This window comes from Hymenobacter sp., from assembly GCF_031398885.1.
Lineage (GTDB): Bacteria > Bacteroidota > Bacteroidia > Cytophagales > Hymenobacteraceae > Hymenobacter.
The window spans coordinates 57588-74574 of record NZ_JANNOD010000052.1 but is presented as its reverse complement, the minus strand read 5'-3'; the positions used below and the strand labels follow the sequence as shown (position 1 = coordinate 74574).

Annotated in this window: 17 protein-coding genes; 3 read left to right on the top strand and 14 right to left on the bottom strand. The window is 62.0% G+C overall.

All coding sequences use genetic code 11. The features are described 5' to 3' along the window. Positions 1–777 precede the first annotated feature (777 nt). The 6 genes from RMO51_RS10110 to RMO51_RS10085 form a co-directional block, all read right to left on the bottom strand. Positions 778–1086, bottom strand: coding sequence for a hypothetical protein (locus RMO51_RS10110; protein WP_310394320.1), 309 nt, complete (start codon positions 1084–1086; stop codon positions 778–780). A 53-nt stretch (positions 1087–1139) separates the two neighbouring features. Continuing rightward, a complete protein-coding gene (locus tag RMO51_RS10105; RefSeq protein WP_310394319.1) occupies positions 1140–1997 on the bottom strand; it encodes a dienelactone hydrolase family protein in 858 nt (285 codons plus the stop codon). Positions 1998–2182: 185 nt separating this feature from the next. Next, complete coding sequence (locus RMO51_RS10100) at positions 2183–3283, bottom strand: lipase family protein (RefSeq protein WP_310394318.1); 1101 nt, start codon at positions 3281–3283, stop codon at positions 2183–2185. A 46-nt stretch (positions 3284–3329) separates the two neighbouring features. Then, positions 3330–3698, bottom strand: coding sequence for a cupin domain-containing protein (locus RMO51_RS10095; protein WP_310394317.1), 369 nt, complete (start codon positions 3696–3698; stop codon positions 3330–3332). A gap of 146 nt (positions 3699–3844) precedes the next feature. Beyond that, a complete protein-coding gene (locus tag RMO51_RS10090; protein WP_310394316.1) occupies positions 3845–4783 on the bottom strand; it encodes a GNAT family N-acetyltransferase in 939 nt (312 codons plus the stop codon). 14 nt (positions 4784–4797) lie between these two features. Beyond that, positions 4798–5046: a Kazal-type serine protease inhibitor domain-containing protein gene (locus RMO51_RS10085; RefSeq protein ID WP_310394315.1), complete on the bottom strand. Its 249-nt coding sequence runs from the start codon at positions 5044–5046 to the stop codon at positions 4798–4800. Positions 5047–5286: 240 nt separating this feature from the next. Between RMO51_RS10085 and RMO51_RS10080 the strand changes: the two genes are divergently transcribed. Continuing rightward, entirely contained in the window at positions 5287–5724 is a 438-nt protein-coding gene (locus RMO51_RS10080; protein ID WP_310394314.1) for a CsbD family protein, read from the top strand. 119 nt (positions 5725–5843) lie between these two features. After that, positions 5844–6206 carry a YtxH domain-containing protein gene (locus RMO51_RS10075; RefSeq protein ID WP_310394313.1) on the top strand — a complete coding sequence of 121 codons (363 nt, stop codon included), beginning with the start codon at positions 5844–5846 and terminating at the stop codon, positions 6204–6206. A 337-nt stretch (positions 6207–6543) separates the two neighbouring features. Here the strand turns inward: RMO51_RS10075 and lysS are convergent, their stop codons facing one another. The 6 genes from lysS to RMO51_RS10045 all read right to left on the bottom strand — a co-directional run bounded on the left by lysS (position 6544) and on the right by RMO51_RS10045 (position 14766). Continuing rightward, entirely contained in the window at positions 6544–8094 is a 1551-nt protein-coding gene (lysS, locus tag RMO51_RS10070; protein ID WP_310394312.1) for a lysine--tRNA ligase, read from the bottom strand. A 251-nt stretch (positions 8095–8345) separates the two neighbouring features. Then, positions 8346–9434: a hypothetical protein gene (locus tag RMO51_RS10065; protein WP_310394311.1), complete on the bottom strand. Its 1089-nt coding sequence runs from the start codon at positions 9432–9434 to the stop codon at positions 8346–8348. 246 nt (positions 9435–9680) lie between these two features. Next, a complete protein-coding gene (locus tag RMO51_RS10060; protein WP_310394310.1) occupies positions 9681–11846 on the bottom strand; it encodes a carboxy terminal-processing peptidase in 2166 nt (721 codons plus the stop codon). 235 nt (positions 11847–12081) lie between these two features. Next, on the bottom strand, positions 12082–12576 hold the full coding sequence (locus RMO51_RS10055) for a hypothetical protein (RefSeq protein ID WP_409025039.1): 495 nt from the start codon (positions 12574–12576) through the stop codon (positions 12082–12084). A gap of 429 nt (positions 12577–13005) precedes the next feature. Beyond that, a complete protein-coding gene (locus RMO51_RS10050) occupies positions 13006–13374 on the bottom strand; it encodes a hypothetical protein (protein ID WP_310394308.1) in 369 nt (122 codons plus the stop codon). Positions 13375–13566: 192 nt separating this feature from the next. Then, positions 13567–14766 (bottom strand): proline dehydrogenase family protein, encoded by a 1200-nt coding sequence (locus tag RMO51_RS10045; protein WP_310394306.1) that lies wholly within the window; start codon positions 14764–14766, stop codon positions 13567–13569. A 145-nt stretch (positions 14767–14911) separates the two neighbouring features. Here RMO51_RS10045 and RMO51_RS10040 point away from each other — a divergent pair, with 145 nt between their 5' ends. After that, positions 14912–16039: a chorismate mutase gene (locus RMO51_RS10040; RefSeq protein WP_310394304.1), complete on the top strand. Its 1128-nt coding sequence runs from the start codon at positions 14912–14914 to the stop codon at positions 16037–16039. A 12-nt stretch (positions 16040–16051) separates the two neighbouring features. Here RMO51_RS10040 and RMO51_RS10035 read toward each other — a convergent pair whose 3' ends face one another. Together RMO51_RS10035 and RMO51_RS10030 are read right to left on the bottom strand one after the other, a co-directional pair. After that, positions 16052–16471 (bottom strand): hypothetical protein, encoded by a 420-nt coding sequence (locus RMO51_RS10035; protein WP_310394303.1) that lies wholly within the window; start codon positions 16469–16471, stop codon positions 16052–16054. A 35-nt stretch (positions 16472–16506) separates the two neighbouring features. Continuing rightward, a complete protein-coding gene (locus RMO51_RS10030) occupies positions 16507–16935 on the bottom strand; it encodes a hypothetical protein (protein WP_310394302.1) in 429 nt (142 codons plus the stop codon). Positions 16936–16987 lie beyond the last annotated feature (52 nt).

Here is a 16987-nt window from a genome sequence, read left to right as displayed (position 1 = left end):
GCAACGGCCACTTGCTCGTGCGCCGCACCACCAATAGCGGCGCCAACCGCTGCCATTGCCGCTCGGTCAAATCCGAGCTGTATCGCTTCGCTTGCATGAAACAAAGCTAAAAAGGTCCAACTAACTTAAACAGCTTCTAAGGCGATGAAAGCCGCATTTTACCTCACCGACGTGTGCGGCCCGCGCCTGGCCAACTCGGAAGGCCTGAGGCGTGCCAATGAGTGGACCAAGGGTCAGCTCACTAAATTCGGCCTCGTCAACGCCAAAATTGAGGCCTGGGGGGACTTCAGTCTTGGCGTGGCTGAGACATTGAGAAGTCGTACGTGGCCAAGACGGCGCCCCACCACCACGCCATGGTGGGCCCCCTTCACGGCGGGCGCCCTGCACAAAAGCGTGATAGATGCTCAAAGCCACTACCGAAGCCTAACTGGACGCCTGCGAGGGCCAACTGCGCAACACCGGCAGCACCGACCACATTGCCTTCGACGCCGTGGGCGCGCCCGGTTTCCCGTTCATCCAGGACGGCCTCGATTACTTCCCCCAAACCCACCACATCAACCATCAACCAAGACACCTTCGACTGCCTCATTGCCGACGACTCAAGTAGGCCTCGGTAGTCCTCGTTTGCGTACAACGCCGCCCTGCGCGACCAGCAGCTGCCCCGTAAGCCCTGCCCGCCGCGGCTAAGAAGCAATAGCCGGCAGCGCGCGCGCAAAAAAAACCACCCGAGCAACACTCGGCCGGGTTTTTTTGCGCGCGTTGATTCGGGGAAAGCGGCTAATCCACTAGGCCCAACGTGCGGGTGAGCTTATTTTTTGGCACGGTAATATCGACGCTTTGGTCGCGCTTCTCGGAGCGGGCGCGGCGCCGGTCCAGCAGGTGCTGCACCTTGCTCTTGCTGTCGTCCCGCGAAAAAAAGGCGCCGGCCACGTCCGCAATCAGCAACACGGCGCGGGGCACGGGCACGCTCACCCGCTGGTAGCCGGGGTCGGGGGGGGCCGGGCGGGCCGGCGGGCTCTGCGCCAGGCCACTGGTGACTTTGAGCACCAGGGCAGCAAGCAGAAAAGGTAGCTTTTTACGCGACATGAAAACCGGAGGGACACCGCAAAGATGCCGCCGAATGCCGTTCCGTTGCCCAGCTACCCCAGTTTTTCCTTGAAAAGCCGTAGCGTGCGCTCCCAGGCCAGCTTGGCCGCCTCGGCGTTGTAGCGGGCCGGCGAGGAGTCGTTGTTGAAGGCGTGGTTCACGCCTTCGTACACGTAGAGCTCGTACTTGGTGCCGGCCGCTTTCAGGGCCGTTTCGTAGGCCGGAATGCCGGCGTTCACGCGCTGGTCGAGGCCGCCGTAGTGCAGCATCACGGCCGATTTAATCTTGGGTACGTCCTCGGCCGCGGGCTGCGCGCCGTAATAGGCCACGGCGGCGTCGAGCTTGGGGTCGTGCACCCCCAACTGGTTGGCCATGGCGCCGCCCCAGCAGAAGCCCACGGCGCCGGTGCGGCCGTTGCAGTCCGGGCGGGCGCGCAGGTAGGTGAGGGCGGCGAGGTAATTGTTCAGGTTCTTGGTTTTGTCGAGCTGGCCAATCAGCTCACGGCCCTTGTCCTCGTCGGCCGGCGTGCCGCCGAGGGGCGACAGCGCGTCCACGCCCAGGGCCAGGTAGCCGGCCTGGGCCACGCGGCGCGTCACGTCCTTGATGTGGGGCGTGAGGCCGCGGTTTTCGTGAATAACCACCACGGCCCCGCGCTGCTTGCGGCCCTTGGGGTGCACCAGGTAGCCTTTCACGGCGGCCCCGTCGCCGGGCCAGGTCACTTCTTCGGTTTCCAGGTCGTCGGCCGTGGGCGCCACGGTGGCCGCTGCCGCGTAGCCGGGCTCCAGCACCGAAAGGGCCGCCAGGGCCAGGGCGGTGCCGCCCGTCAGCTTCAGCAGCCGGTCCATAAATTCCTTGCGGGTGAGCGGGGCGTGGGTGTACTCGTCGAAGAGGTTGATGATGCGCTGGTCCATGCGAAGAAGAAGGGAAGGCTAGGCGTTAGAGATTTGGCCCGAATGTATGGATGAACACGGGCAAGAGCGCCTAGCGCGGCGGGCTGTCGTCGGCCTGGCAACCCCGCCGTCAAACGCCGCGCGCGGGAAGCAGGTACGGGCGCGGCATGGCGTCACGGGCCTCTTAAGTTCCTGGAGCCCGTTCGTCACGGCAGCCGCTCGGCCAGGTAATAGTAGGGCTGGAACAAGTGGTGGCGGAACAGCTTCGCCGGGTCGTTGGGGTACTGGGCGTAGTAGGCGGCATCGGCGGGCAGCACCAGGGCGGGGCCGGCGCGCACGTAGTGGCTGCTGGGGTAAAACGCCGGGCCCTGGTACTCGGGCACGTGCTGGGCAATGGCCCGGGCAATGAAGCCGCCGAGGTAGCGCTGGTAGCGGCGCTGGGCCCGGCGGGCGGGCCGGTCGAGCTGATTGTAGACGTGGCGCAGCGCCAGGTTCTTGGGAAATTTCTGCTGCTTTATCGCCGCCTTGGCCCCCACGAAAGGGTTGGTGGGGTTGAAGTCGTCCACGGTCTGCACGGACAAGGGCACCTCGGGCACCCAGTCGGCGGGGTTCAGCACGTTGGTGGCCCAGCCGCCTTGGGTGGCGGTTTCGTAGGCGTAGGCGTAGTAGAGGTTGCCGGGCTTGGGGCCGGCGCTGCAGTACGTTTTCAGGCGGATGTCGGCCGGCAGCTGGCCCTGCTGCTGGAGGTTGCGCAGGTGCGAAGTCAGCAAAAATGCAATGGCGCCGCCCTGGCTGTGGCCCATCACGATGAAGTCGCGGGTGCCGCGCCGGTAGCACGAATCCATCTTCTGCAAGACGCCATCCGCCATGAACGCCAGCCCCAGCAGCCAGCCCGCGTGTACCGCCGCCTGGGGATTGTCGGCCAGGTGGTATTTGAATTTGTGGTCCTTCGCTAGTTGCAGCTCCCCGGCGGCCGGCAGCATGGCGGCGTAGAGGTTGGAAAGCCAGCTCACTTGCGCCGCCGTGGTGCCCCGCACGCTGATGACGGCCTGCGGCTGCGGCCCGCCGTGGGTCCACAGGTCCCAACGGTTGTCGAGCGGGCTCACTGGCGAACGGTAGGCCATGGTGAACCGCCGCGGCCGGGGCAGGCCCGCCCACCACACCGAATCGGCCCCGCCCTGCCGGGCGTGCAGCCGAATCAATTCCAGGTATTCAGCTTTGTCGAAACCAGGTTTGAGGGCCTGGGCCCGCAGGTAGCCAGTCCCGACCAGGACCAGCAGCACGATGAGGAGGGATAAACGCCGCATAGGCGGGGAAGTTACCGATAAAATACGTACGGGCCTCATCCATTGCCTATTCCTCGCGGTGCGCCGTGGCGGGGTTGAACGCTGGCACGCACACCGACCAGTACTCGCACTCGGCATCAAACGGGTTGGAGTAGCGCACCCGCGCGCCGCTTTTGATGAGCAGCGCCTGTCCGGCCTGTAGCTCCACCACGTCGCCGTCGATGTCGAACCGCTTGCGGCCGCGCACCACGATGGTGATTTCGTCAAATTCCGGGGTCTGGTGCGGCTCGCTCCAGTGCGGGGGTGCCACCATGTGCGCCAGGCTGTAGGCCGCGGTGCCGGTGCTGGCCCCGCCCACGTGCTCTTCGATGAGCTTGCCGTCGGTGGTGGGCACTACAAAAGGAGCGGGATTGAGGACGTAGCGTTTTTCAGCCATGGTGATGAAGCAAGAAGCAAATGATGGGAAAGTGGGGCAATGCGAAAATGCGCGGGTGTGCACATGCAGCGGTGCGCGCCTGGGTGAGCATAGCTGCTTCCCGCGCATCGTGCATTTTCACGTTGCCCCATTTTCACGGCGGCTAGTTAGGGTTTCAGCTTTTCCAGCAACTCGAAAAGGCGTGAATTGTATTTCCAGACAAAAAAATACGGCGTCTGCACGGCGCCAAAGCGGACCCGCATTCGCTCAACGCCCGGCAGCATGCTGCCCTCGAAGTCGAAGCAGCGCAGGCCCAGCACTTCGCTGGCGTAGCGAATGGTTTCCCAGGCCAGCAGCACGCCCGCGCCGCTGGCCCGCAGGGCGGGGTCGTCGCCGGCCAGCAGGAAGTAGGCCGTGGTGGCATCCCAAATTAGATACGCCACCGAATGCACCCGGCCCTGGTCGTCGACGGCAAAAAACAGTTGCCGGGCCGCCTGGGCCATCAGGGCCGCGTCGAGCCGCCGGAACTGCGCTTCCGAGTACGGGGCGCGCAGGCCCTGGCGGGTGAAGCTCAGCTGGTTCACGGCGTAGAACGTGGCCAGGGATAGGTCGTGCACCACGCGCACCCGTTCCCGGGCCAGCCGGATGTCGCGCCGGATGCCGGTGCTCAGCCCCGCCTTCACCCGGGCCAGGTCGTGCAAGTCGTGCAGGCGGTAGGTGTAGTAGGTGGTCTGGCGGTAGCGGCGCCAGTAGAACGGCAGCCAGTTGGTGGCGGCGGGGGAGAAGTTCTGCTTAAAAGCGGCAAAATCGGGCAGTTGCCGAATCAGGTTGTCCAGCAACCCGTGTTCTTTTTTCAACACCCCCCGGTATTCGGGCAGCAGGTATGGCCCCAGCATCTTCACGAACAGCGGCATCGTGGCGTACCGAAACGGACCCTTCTGCTTGTGGAAGTACGGCAGCGCGGCCACCACGCGCCCGCCGTCGCGGGCCAGCACCACGTCCCAGTCGCCGCCGGTGGCGCAGGCATCCAGGTACCACGGCTGGGCAAACACCGGCACGTCGGGCGCGGTGGTGCAGAAAGCGCGGTACTGAGCTTTGGCGGACATCGGCGCGGGCGCGGCTACTTGGGGCTGGCCTCGGCGCAGGCCCCGGCCGTGTAGGTGCGCACGCCGGCGTTGCGGGCGGCGCAGGGGTTGGAGTAGGTTTTGCCGTCGCAGCCGCACACCGGGTTATATTCCATGGTGCAAATGCCTTGGGGGTTGATTTTGCTGGGGTCGATGCAGCCGGCAGCCGTGCCCGCCGGACCAGCCCCGGGCCGACAGGCCGGGGCAAGGAGGAGTGCCGCGCAGAGGAGCTGGGATGTTTTCATGGGATTGGGAAAGAGCGGTGCGAAGCTACGCCGGGCCGTTCGGAATGGCCATGGTGCTAAATCTTGCTGGCAACGCCTCCCGAGGCGGAAAATTTGCGGTCAGGCTCAACCCCAGGCGGCGCTATTCGTATAGGCAGCCAGACCAAACGCCACCGTAAAACAAACCGCCCGACTCTAAATTTGTCCCTGCGCTGTTTTTAGCCCACTTTCACCCCCATTCACCCTTCATTACCCATTCTCATGTCGTACCAAGAAGAAGACAACAACGCCGGCAAAATTCTGTTAGCCGCCCTCGCCGGTGCCGGCGCTGGCATCATTGCCGGCATGCTGTTGGCCCCCGACAAAGGCACTGCTACCCGCGAAAACTGGAAGGGCGTGGCCAACAAGTACAGCGGCCAGCTCGGCGAGCAAGCCACGAAGCTCGGTACCGACCTCGAAGCTAAGTTCAAAGAATACGCCGGCAAGCTCGAAGACCTCGGCCTGACCGGCGCCGGTAGCAGCCTCAAAATGAAAGGCGACTGGAACGACGTCAAAGGCAAGCTGAAGCAGCAGTACGCGCAGCTCACCGACGAGGACCTGACCTACGCCGAAGGCCAGGGCGACGAGCTGGTGGGCCGCCTGCAGGACAAACTCGGCAAGGGCAAGGCCGAAATCACCAAAATGCTGAACGATATGTAAGTCGTCTTTCGGCCGCTTACTGATAAGCCCCGCGCCGCAAGGTGCGGGGCTTTTTGCGGCCCCAACAAGTGAAGTCCTTTTCCCGTTATTGTCGGGTACTCTTCTTTTTCCTGCACCCCATGAAAGACGACAAAGGCAAAGTCATTCTCTCCCTGTTGGCCGGCGCCACGGCCGGCATCGTGGCCGGCTTGCTGCTGGCCCCCGAAACCGGCGACGACACGCGGTCCGGCCTGCGCCGCTCGGCTGCAAAATGGGGCGCTGACCTCAACAAGCTGCTGAAGGACACCCTCGCCAAAGCCCCGGGCGGTGGCACCCCCGACCACACCAACCCCGACGCGGCCGTGAGCGAAGACAAGGAAGCGGCCGACCGCCTCCTGCAGGGTCTGAATGCCAAGCCTTTGTCGGCGGGCCATTCTTTTTTGGAAGACAACACCGACTACGATGGCATGGGCGACGACGCCCGCCACCGCGGAACCACGTAGCGCCTCGCCACGGTAAAAAATTATTAAATATTTTTTACCGTGGCGTAACCATTAATTGAACCACGTCGTAAACATTCCCACAACCGACTTGAAAGAAGGCCGAAACGTATTAACAGTAAAATTGCCGGCCGTAGGAGCTTCTGCTGAAATTGGTTAAACAACTCAGTAGTAAAATCAGACGGACCCATCGCAAGCTTCTGGTAACAACAGCGGTTTGAAGGGTAAGAAGGTTGTGAAAGAAAAGCCCCGCACGATATTTCGTGTGGGGCTTTTCGATTTTTAGCGCCCGTCTTCTTTCGTAACCTGCATCCCGCGTGGAGCGCAGGCTGACTGGTATCTACTTCTCCTCCGGCTTGGTTTTCAGCACGTTTTCCGGCTTCATCTGCGGGAAAAACAGCACGTCCTGAATGGAATGCGAGTTGGTCAGAATCATGCTCAGCCGGTCGATGCCGATGCCCAGGCCGGCCGTGGGCGGCATGCCGTACTCCAGGGCGCGCAGGAAGTCGTCGTCGAGTACCATGGCCTCGGTGTCGCCACGTCTGCCCAGCTCCAGCTGGTCCTCGAAGCGCTTGCGCTGGTCGATGGGGTCGTTGAGTTCGGAGAAGGCGTTGCAGATTTCCTTGCCGTTACAGATGGCCTCGAACCGCTCCACTAGGCCGGGCCGGGCGCGGTGCTTCTTGGCCAGCGGCGACATTTCCACCGGGTAGTCGGTGATGAAGGTGGGCTGAATCAGCTTGGGCTCCACGTGCGCACCGAAAATCTCGTCGATGATTTTGGCCTTGCCCATGCTGGGGTCCAAGTGCACGTTCAACTGGCCGGCGGCCTCGCGCAGCTGCGCCTCGTCCATCTCGCCGATGGCCTTGCCGGTGTACTTCTCGATGGCCTCGAACATGGTGTAGCGCTGCCAGGGCCGCTGGAAGTTGATGACGTTATCGCCCACCTGCACCTCGGTTTGGCCGTGCAGCGTCTGGGCCACCCGCTCCACCATTTCCTCCACCAAATCCATCATCCAGGCGTAGTCCTTGTAGGCCACATACAGCTCCATCTGGGTGAATTCCGGGTTGTGGAACCGCGACATGCCCTCGTTGCGGAAGTCTTTGCTGAACTCGTACACGCCGTCGAAGCCGCCCACGATGAGGCGCTTAAGATACAGCTCGTTGGCGATGCGCAGGTACAGCGTCATGTCCAGCGTGTTGTGGTGCGTGGTGAAGGGCCGCGCCGCCGCACCGCCGTACAGCGGCTGCAAGATGGGCGTTTCCACCTCCAGGTAGCCCCGGTCGTTGAGAAAATTCCGCATCGACTGCACCAACTGGGTGCGCTTGATGAAGGTGTCGCGCACGCTCGGGTTCACCACCAGGTCCACGTAGCGCTGGCGGTAGCGCTGCTCGGGGTCGGTGAAGGCGTCGTAGGTCACCACTTCCCCGGTGGCTTCGTCCTTCTGCGTCTTCACCACCGGCAGCGGGCGCAGCGCCTTGGCCAGCAGCTTCAGCTCCGTGACGTGGACGGACGTTTCGCCCACCTGCGTCTTGAACACGCGGCCCTTCACCCCGATAAAGTCGCCCAAATCGAGCAGCTTCTTGAACACCGTATTGTACAGCTCCTTGTCCTCGCCGGGGCAAATTTCGTCGCGGTTCACGTAGAGCTGAATGCGCCCCGAGGTATCCATCAGCTCCGCGAACGAGGCCTTGCCCATCACGCGCTGCGACATCAGCCGTCCGGCCAGGCACACGTCCTGGAAGTTGTTGAGCTCGACGTGGTAGTTGTCGTGAATTTCCTTGGCGTAGAACGTCACGTCGTACAATTCCGAGGGGTAGGCTTCAATGCCCAGCTTTTCCAGCTCTTCGAGTTTGTGGCGGCGCTGGAGTTCCTGGTCGGTAAGGTGAATCACGGATTTTTCGGATTTAAACGGACTGTACGGATTTTGTAGACGGTATGCGGCCCGCTAGCCGAGCTCGTTGGTGTTCAAGGGTCTACAGTGATAATCCGCGGAAGTGTGAAAATAAATTCTCCGCAAAAGTAACCAACGAAAAACGCCGCCCCGAATAGGGGCGGCGTTTACACGAGTAATCGAACAAACACTGCAAACCGCGCCAGCCACAAAATCCGGCAAATCCGTGAAAAATCCGACGAATCCGTGATTTAGGCGGCCATGCGGTACGGCGTGGCCTCGGCGGCAATGGCCGGGGCCGTGGGCGGCGTGGGCGCCAGCACCGGCTCAACGCGGGTACGCAGTCGGTCTGCCACAAAGCTGGCCTGCAGGTGCGCGGGCAGCTCGGCCACCAACTGGCGGTAGCGCTCCAGGCCCAGGGCCTTGGCCACGTAGGTCTCGTGGATGCCGTTGAGGTAGCTCACGATGTTCAGCAGCGAAGCATGGAACAGGCGGAAGTCGATGTCGGCCTCCACGTAGCGCTCAATCTCGCGGCTGGTTTGGGAGATGCGCAGGCGGCCCAGCAGGTCGAAGATGGTGGTGTAGCCCAGGCGCCACGTAATCTGCTGCCAGTGGGCGGCGGTCCACTTGTCCAGCGGGCGGCCGGTTTTCTGGCTGCGGATGGCGGTGTTCGGGTTGGCCTGCACCTGGGCGCGGGTCCACTGCGCTTTCATCTTGCGCGTGGTGCGCAGCATCTGACCAATCTGGGCCTGGGCGTCAATCTCCTGGCTGGCAATGTGCAGCCCGGCCTTGTAGCCGGCCAGCGGCAGGCGGTGAATGCTGAAGTCGCCGTAAGACCCGGCTGCGTAGAACGACACCGGGCGCGGGTAAGCATTCTTCACCACCAGCCGCCCCACCTCGCGGCGGATGAGCTGGCCGTTGCTGCTGCGCACCCCCGTGGTGTACAGAAACGCCTGCAAGCCCGACAGAATGGCGTGATACGCCTGCGGGAACGTCCAGTGCAGGGCGTTGCGCAGGAAGTTGTCGTCGCCCAGCTCGGCCGTGGCGCGCAAGGCGTACTCCGTGCTCCAACTGGTGTGCAGTAGCTTGGTCAGCGCCGTCACGTCGGCATCGCTCAGTTCCGCGCCGTGGCTGCGGAAGAACGGCAGGTTCTGCAAGCCGCCGAGCACGTCGTCCTGCTCCTGGATGTGATAGTTGATGGCAAAGAAATAGTTGAGGAAAACCTGCGCCGGGATGGATTTGCGCCAGGTTTCATCAGCTAGCTTCTGCTGTTGCTCGTCACCGGCGGGGTCTACCTGCGGAAGGAGCGGAATGATGCGGGTTTCCTCTGTAGTCGTCATGCAAGGTAAACAGCGAGCGAACCCAAATTAGTTGCCTGTTTGCTAATTTAATTGGGTGAATTTACTAAAAATATTTACTTGACAAGCAGCATGTTACACATAGGATATAAAAACTAATCTTGTCTTCATATTGGCACCCATTTACTAACTGGTTTGACACAGATGGCTACAGCAAAAAAAGCCCCCGCACCACGTGGTGCGGGGGCCCAGTAAAATTGCTGGCACGGACGACAACCAAGAAGCGCGCTACCTGATTTCGTCCTGAATGACGGCCACGGCTTCGCCAATGGTAATGTCCTTCCGAAGGGTTTTGGTAATGCGGTTGGCGCGGTTTACCCGCACCGAGTCACCGCCCAAAGCCCGCACGTCAGCGGCCAGGGGGGAGAAGGCCAGGGCCGTCGTGGTCTTCTGGGCCTCCTCGTAGCGGTCCGAAATGAGCTTGGCTTCTTGCTGCTCCGCGCGGTAGGCGGCAAGCTTGAGCGACACGGTGGTTTCGTCCTTGCGCTTGCGCATGCTTTTCACCATCTCGTCCATCACCTTGAAGCTGGGATTGGCGGCTACGCGGGCTTTGCTGTTAACCCGTAGCTTTTCGATAGCAGGCGCGGCGTCCCAGGCACGGTAGCGGGCGGGCTGAATCTCGTCCCACTTCAACGGGTAGTCGGATTCCTTTTCGCCTTGGTCGAGGTAGGAGTACAAGTCAGGCACCACAATGTCCGACACCACTCCCTTAAACTGGGTCGAGCCGCCGTTGACGCGGTAGAATTTCTGGGTGGTGAGCTTGAGCGAGCCGATGGGCTTGACGTTGTTCAGCTCGGCCGGCAGGGCCTCATCCAGGTCGAAGATGCGTTGCACCGTGCCTTTGCCGTAGGTGCTGGTCGAGCCCATCACCACGCCGCGGTGGTAGTCCTGCACGGCGGCGGCCAGAATCTCGGAAGCCGAAGCGCTGTACTTGTTCACCAGCACCACCAGCGGGCCGCTGTACTGCACGCGCGGGTCGTTGTCGGTCATGACCGTGGTGCGGCCCTGGCCGTCGCGTACCTGCACCATCGGGCCGCTTTCCATGAACAGGCCAGCCATCGACACGGCGTCGCCCAGCGAGCCGCCGCCGTTGAAGCGCAGGTCCAGTACCACGCCCTTCACGCCTTCGGCGTTGAGCTTGGCTAGTTCCTTCTTCACATCATCCGACGAGCTGCGGCCGCCGTTGTCGTTGAAGTCGGCGTAGAAGCCCGGCAGGCGGAGGTAGCCGATTTTCTGCCCTTTGTCGGTGATGATGGACGACTGGGCGTATTTCTCGTCTATTACCACCACGTCGCGGACGATGGGGATGATTTTAGTGCTGCCGTCGGGCTTTTTCACCGTAAGGCGTACCTCCGAGCCTTTCTTGCCGCGGATGAGGGTCACGGCCTTGGCCGTGCGCCAGCCTTCGATGCTCACCGGCTCGGCCGCGCCCTGGGCCACGCGCAGCAGGGCGTCGCCTTTTTTCAGGTCGCCCTGCCGGGCCGAAGCCGAGCCGGGAATGATTTCATCCACGTAAATTAGGCCTTCTTTCTCGCGCAGGGTGGCCCCGATGCCCTCGAAGCGGCCCGTCATTTCGTAGTCGAAGTCCTCCTTGGCTTTGGGTGCGAAATACTCGGTGTGCGGGTCGTAAGTATTGGCAATGGTGTTGGCGTAGGTTGCCAGCCGCTCATTGGCATCGATGTCGTTGAAGTCTTCGAATTGCTCATCGTAGTACTTCAGCACGCGCTTGCGGGCTTCGGCCTCCATTTGGGCGGCGGTGCGCACGGGCTCGGCGGCGGTGGGGGCGGCGGCGTTGGCAGCGGCCGGGGCCGCCGTGGCGGTGCTGGGCTTGGCCACCTTGGCCTTTTCCTGGGCCTCCATCATTTCCGACACCCGGCTCAGGGTTTCAAACTTCAGCAGCTTGCGCCATACCTCGCGCTGAGCGGCTTTGTCGGCGGGAAAGGTTGCCTTTTCAAAATCGGTCTGAAACGATTCCTCGGTGGTGAAGTCAAAGGGCCTGGCCAGAAGCTCGCGGTAGAGGCTCTGCATTTCCTTGGTACGCTCGGCCACTAGCTTGGTGCTGAGGTCAAGGAACTCGTGCGAGCCACCCTTTACCTGGTCATCAATCTGGGTTTGGTAGCGGCGCAACTGCTCCACGTCGGTGGCCAGCAGAAACTGCTTGCGGAAGTCGAGGTGCTTCAGATACAGGTCGAAGACGCGCTTGGAAAAAGCATCGTCAACTTTTTCGGGCTGGTAATGCTGCGAGGAAAGGCCTTGGAGCATCACGCCAATCAGCACCTGGTCCTTGCTCGGCGCGGCCGAATCAGTCCGGCGGAACAACCGGTAGGATGCCAGAACGAACACGGCTGCCACCAAAAAGGCATACAGCCCAACCTTTAAGCGGGGAAATGACATTAGCAGGAAAATATAGCGGGGATGAAATTCAAATATACGGAGAGTACGAGGCAACTCCAGGCCCCGTTATCTACGGCGAAAACGCCCGGGTGGGTGCAATAAGTGCCCGCGACGGAAAACCGTCGCCCGGGTTAATACAGAGACCAATGGCCCCGGCATAAAGTTGCAATAAAAAAGCCTTTCCCGGCCGGGAAAGGCTTTTTAAACTTACCGGGTTACCGCCCGGGCACGGCGCTTAATACTTGTAAATCTTGTCGCCGTTGTGGCGGCGGAACTCGTCTTCGAAGTACTTGGCGTCTTCCTCGTTACGGGGCTTCACACCCATCACGATGCCACCATCTTTGATGCCGCTTTCGTACTCAGCAGCGTGCTCTTCGGGGATGCCCGAGCCTACCAGGGCACCCACCAGGCCACCCGTGAGGCCACCAGCGCCGGCACCAGCCAGAGCGGCGGCCAGCGGACCGGCGATAATCAGGCCCAAACCGGGCAGGGCCACCGAAGTGCCGATGGCGGCAATGGCGCCGATGATGGCACCGGCGGTGCCGCCAATGGCCGAGCCCACACCGGCGCCTTCCATGGCCTTGTCGCCCAGGTCGGTGTCGGGCGTGTTGTCGCCAAAGTGCGTTTTGCGGGTTTCGTCCGACATCAGCAAATTCACGTCGTCCTTGCCGTAGCCGCGGGAAGAGAGCGACTCGTAGGCTTTTTCAGCGCTGTTACGGTCGCGGAACATGCCCGTCATGCTGCCGCCAGCGTTGTAAGGCTGGCTGGTCGCGGCGTGCGCGGCCCGGTCGGCGGTGTTTTGCACGGCATCGATGCCGCGGCCCACGGCGGCACCCGCGGCGCCGGCCACTGCCCCGCCCTTGGCAGTGGCGCTGTAGTCGTCGCCCGAGGTGCCCGTGCCGGACGTGGAGTCGGTGCCGGCGTTGCTGGTGCCGTAGTTGGAGCCTGCGCCAGTGCCGGTGTTCTGCGGGTTGTTCGAATCGTTGGTGTTCATGGTGGAGGGATTGAGATGTGGAAAGAGAGGCCGACCAATCGGGCAGTCGAGGTCCTTAACGGGGCCGCCCCGGCGGGGGTTACACCTCCTTACATTTCTATCTATTCCCGCTTACGCACAATCGGACCACCGCAGTCACCCCCGTTATTCACCTCATTCGGCCGCTCAGGAGAATTTTTGAAAGTTGGCTTCGTCGCGCCAGAACTCCCGGCATTTGTGGATGAGGTCTTTCAAAAAGTTTTCGTCCTGCTTGAGGGTGCGCCACTCGCCCATGCCCATTTTTTCGCACAGCTTGTAGAAGTTGTCGCCTTGCCCTTTCGAGCCCTGCACCTTCACGAGGCAGCTCAGGGGCAGCCGGCCGGCGTCGTGCTCCGCCGTGGAAATTTCAGCGAGCATTTCGTTGAGCCGGGATTTTTCGTGTGAAATTTCCAGGTTCAACCCCAATTCGGCTTCCTGCACCAATGTGAGGTAACTAACGGTACCGGTCTGGAGGCGGGAATAACGAATTAAATACGTGCGGATACGACCAATCATGGCAGGATATCAAGTAAACGAAAAACCGTTTCGGGGGCTGAAAATTAGCAAATTTTAGCTGAATGGTTCAGCTAAGCACTGCGCCGCCGCCGGCAATTTTCATCTCCGCGGGTTCGCCCCCTGCCACAATCGTTCCTAAAAATTCCCAGTCACCCGTTTCTAGCGGTAAAAGCCGGTGAAAACGCTACCGATTTAGCGGCCCTGGCGGCGTCGGATTTCCTTTTGCACCAGCAAAAATTCGCGGCTGCTCTGGCCCGCAATGGCCGTGTTCTCGTCGGCCCGACGCAGCAGATAGGGCATCACGGCCTCCACGGGACCGTAAGGAAGGTACTTGGCGGTGTTGTAGCCGGCATGGGCCAGGTTGTAGGTGAGGTTGTCGCTCATGCCGTAGAGCTGCGCGAACCATACGCGGGGGTCGCCGGGCACAAGGCCGGCCTGCTGCATGAGCTGGGTGAGCAGCAAGGAGCTGTCCTCGTTGTGGGTGCCGGCGCAGATGCTGATGCGGTCGATGTGCTGCACGCAGTAGCGCAGGGTTTCGTTGTAGAGCTCGTCGGTGGCCTGCTTGGTGGGGTTGATGGGATTCTGCTGGCCGCGCTGCTTGGCCACGCGGGCCTCTTTCTCCATGTAGGCGCCGCGCACCAGCTTCGCCCCAATGTAGTAGCCGGCTTCGGCGGCGGTGTCGTGGGCGGCCATCAGGGCCTCCAGCCGGTCGTGCCGGTAAAGCTGGTAGGTGTTCCAGACGATGGCCGTTTCGCGGTTGTATTTGGCCATCATGTCGTAAGCGAGCAGGTCGATGGTGCGCTGGAACCAGCTTTCTTCGGCATCGACGAACAGGCGCACGCCGTGCTGGTGGGCGCGGGCACAAATGGCCTCCACGCGGGCCACGGCCCGGGCGTGGGCGGCTTCTTCGGCGGCACTGAGCGGCTGGCTGGCCTGAAGCTTCTCCAGAATGGCCACGTTGGCCACGCCCGTTACCTTAAACACCGAAAACGGGATGTGCTGGGAGCGGTGGGCCTCGTCGATGGTGGCCAGGATTTCGTCGCGCGTGCGGTCGTAGCTGCGGTCGTTGCCTTCGCCTTCCACGGAATAGTCGAGGATGGTGCCGATGTGGTACTTGCCCAGCTCCGCCGTGACGAGGCGGCACTCGGCGATGGTTTCTCCACCGCAGAACTGCTCGAAGATGGAGTGCTTGATGAGGAACTTGGTGCCGGGCAGGCCCCACTTCAGCGCCGACTGCATCAAGCCGCTGCCGGTTTTCACCAGGCCGCCGCTGTTCATGGCCGCGAACAGCGCGTACACTTTGCGTAGCTGGGCGTCGGATTTGGAGGCGAAGGCCACGCGGGTATCTTCGAAGGAAATAGGCGGGGCCGGAGTGGGGGCAACGGTTGGCATGGGGGCAGTTGAGGGGTGGGAATTGGAGTAGGGAACCAGTGGCAAACGAAGGTAAAGGGTAAACAACGTTTCGGGGAAACGAGTTACGTTTGTTAGGCTTTTCGGCGGCACGCCGGAAAAATGCCTCCACTCGCTTACACTCCCCATGACCCCCGCTGCTACTACGTTGTTTACCCGCCTGTTGGCCCAAAAAGGGCAGCCTTTGCTCATTGCCGGCCCCTGCTCGGCCGAAACCGAAGCGCAGGTGCTGGCCACCGCCCACGGCCTGAAGGCGCTGGGGAAAATTGACTTATTCCGGGCGGGCATCTGGAAGCCCCGCACCCGGCCGGGCTCGTTTGAGGGCATGGGCGCGGTGGCCCTGCCCTGGCTACAGCGCGTGAAGGCCGAAACCGGACTGCCGACTACCGTCGAAGTGGCTACCCCGCGCCACGTGGAAGATGCCCTGCGCCACGGCATCGACGTGCTCTGGATTGGGGCCCGCACCACCGTTAACCCCTTCGCGGTGCAGGAGCTGGCCGACGCCCTGGCCGGCACCGGCGTGCCCGTGATGGTGAAGAACCCCGTGAATCCCGACGTGGCCTTGTGGGCCGGCGCCCTGGAGCGCCTGGCGCGGGCGGGCATCACCGACCTGGCGGCCATTCACCGCGGCTTCAGCACGTTTGCGCCCAGCCGCTACCGCAACGCGCCAACTTGGATACTGCCCATTGAGCTGAAAACGCGCTTCCCGCACATCCCGCTCATCTGCGACCCCAGCCACATTGGCGGTCGGCGCGACCTGCTGCTGCCCATTGCCCAAAAAGCCCTGGACCTGGACTACGACGGGCTGATGATAGAAACCCACCCCGACCCCGACCACGCCCTGAGCGACGCCGAGCAGCAGGTGACGCCCGCGCGCTTGGGCGAAATCCTCGACGAGCTCAAGTACCGCTACCGCTCCTCCGACAATGCCGACTACCTGAACAAGGCCGAGGAGCTGCGCCAGAAAATGGACGTGGCCGACCGCGAAATTGTGGAGGCCCTGGCCCGGCGCATGGCCCTGGTGGAGGAGCTGGCCGAGTACAAGAAGGATAACCACGTCAAAATTCTGCAAATCGACCGCTGGCAGGAAATTTTCAACACCCGCATCGAGTGGGCCAACAAGCTGAACGTGAACGATAAATTCGTGGCCGAGCTCTACAAGCTGATTCACCTCGAAAGCATCCGCAAGCAAACCGAGGTGCTGAACGGCCGTCCGCAGGTCGACGGCGTGGAGCACCTCGGGCCGGGACTGTAGGGCTCAGCGCAACTAGGGTAGCCGCTGGTAAGTATCCACGGGCTGGTCGGAAATGCAGAAATTGCGGTAGTCCAGCACCAGTTGGTTGCCGTTGAGCGTGAACGCCACGTTGCGCGGCATTTGGCCGCTGCTGGTGCCGGTGGTCAGGCGCAATACCGGAACCGGGGCCGTGGTGCCACATTTCGGCACCCTGTCCTGCACGTATTTGCCTTGGTCGAAGATTTGGCCATTGCGCGTGAACGAGAAGCCAGTGGCGGTGAACGCGGCGGTTTCGTTGGGCGTAGGGCCAGGTGCACAGAAGCATTCTTCCCGGCTGACAAGCTTCCAGGTGCCCGTGAGGCCGGTGGCGGAGTCGGCGTCTCGCTTGCAGCCCGACAAGCCGGTGGCAGCAGTCACCAGAATAACGCAAGCCGAGCAAAGGGAGATTTTCATGAAAAGAACTGAATAGGCATAGCAGCCGCGAATTTTTAACGCCGGACGTAGTGGTGAGCGAAACCATCGCTGTGGTCCTCGCTCAGGATGAGCTTCGAAGAAGTTAGCTGTCGGACCATCAGCTTAGTTCCGGTGTTGGCGCCGTATACCAGGAAGGTTTCCGGCTTGCCGGTGTGCCGGGACGGAGTGGTGACGGTGGCGTACGAAACAGTGCTGGTGCGGCTGCCATTCAGATAAAATTCGGCGTTTCCGGTGGTGCCAAACTTTACTTCTTGTTTGCGGACGGGGTCGGCCGGCATCGTCCGGCCGGCAACGCCCTCACTGGTTTGGGTGAGTTTCCAACGGCCTATCAGCGGACTGTTGGCCGGGGCTTCGGGGATGGCTGAGCCTTGCTGGCAAGACACCGTGCCGAGCGAAGCCGCCAGGAAAAGGCCGAAGGAGCATGAACGCAGAAAATGGAACATCGCTGAAAATTGAACGGGTGAGACAGGTGCGGTCGTACTCCCTGACCGGTGT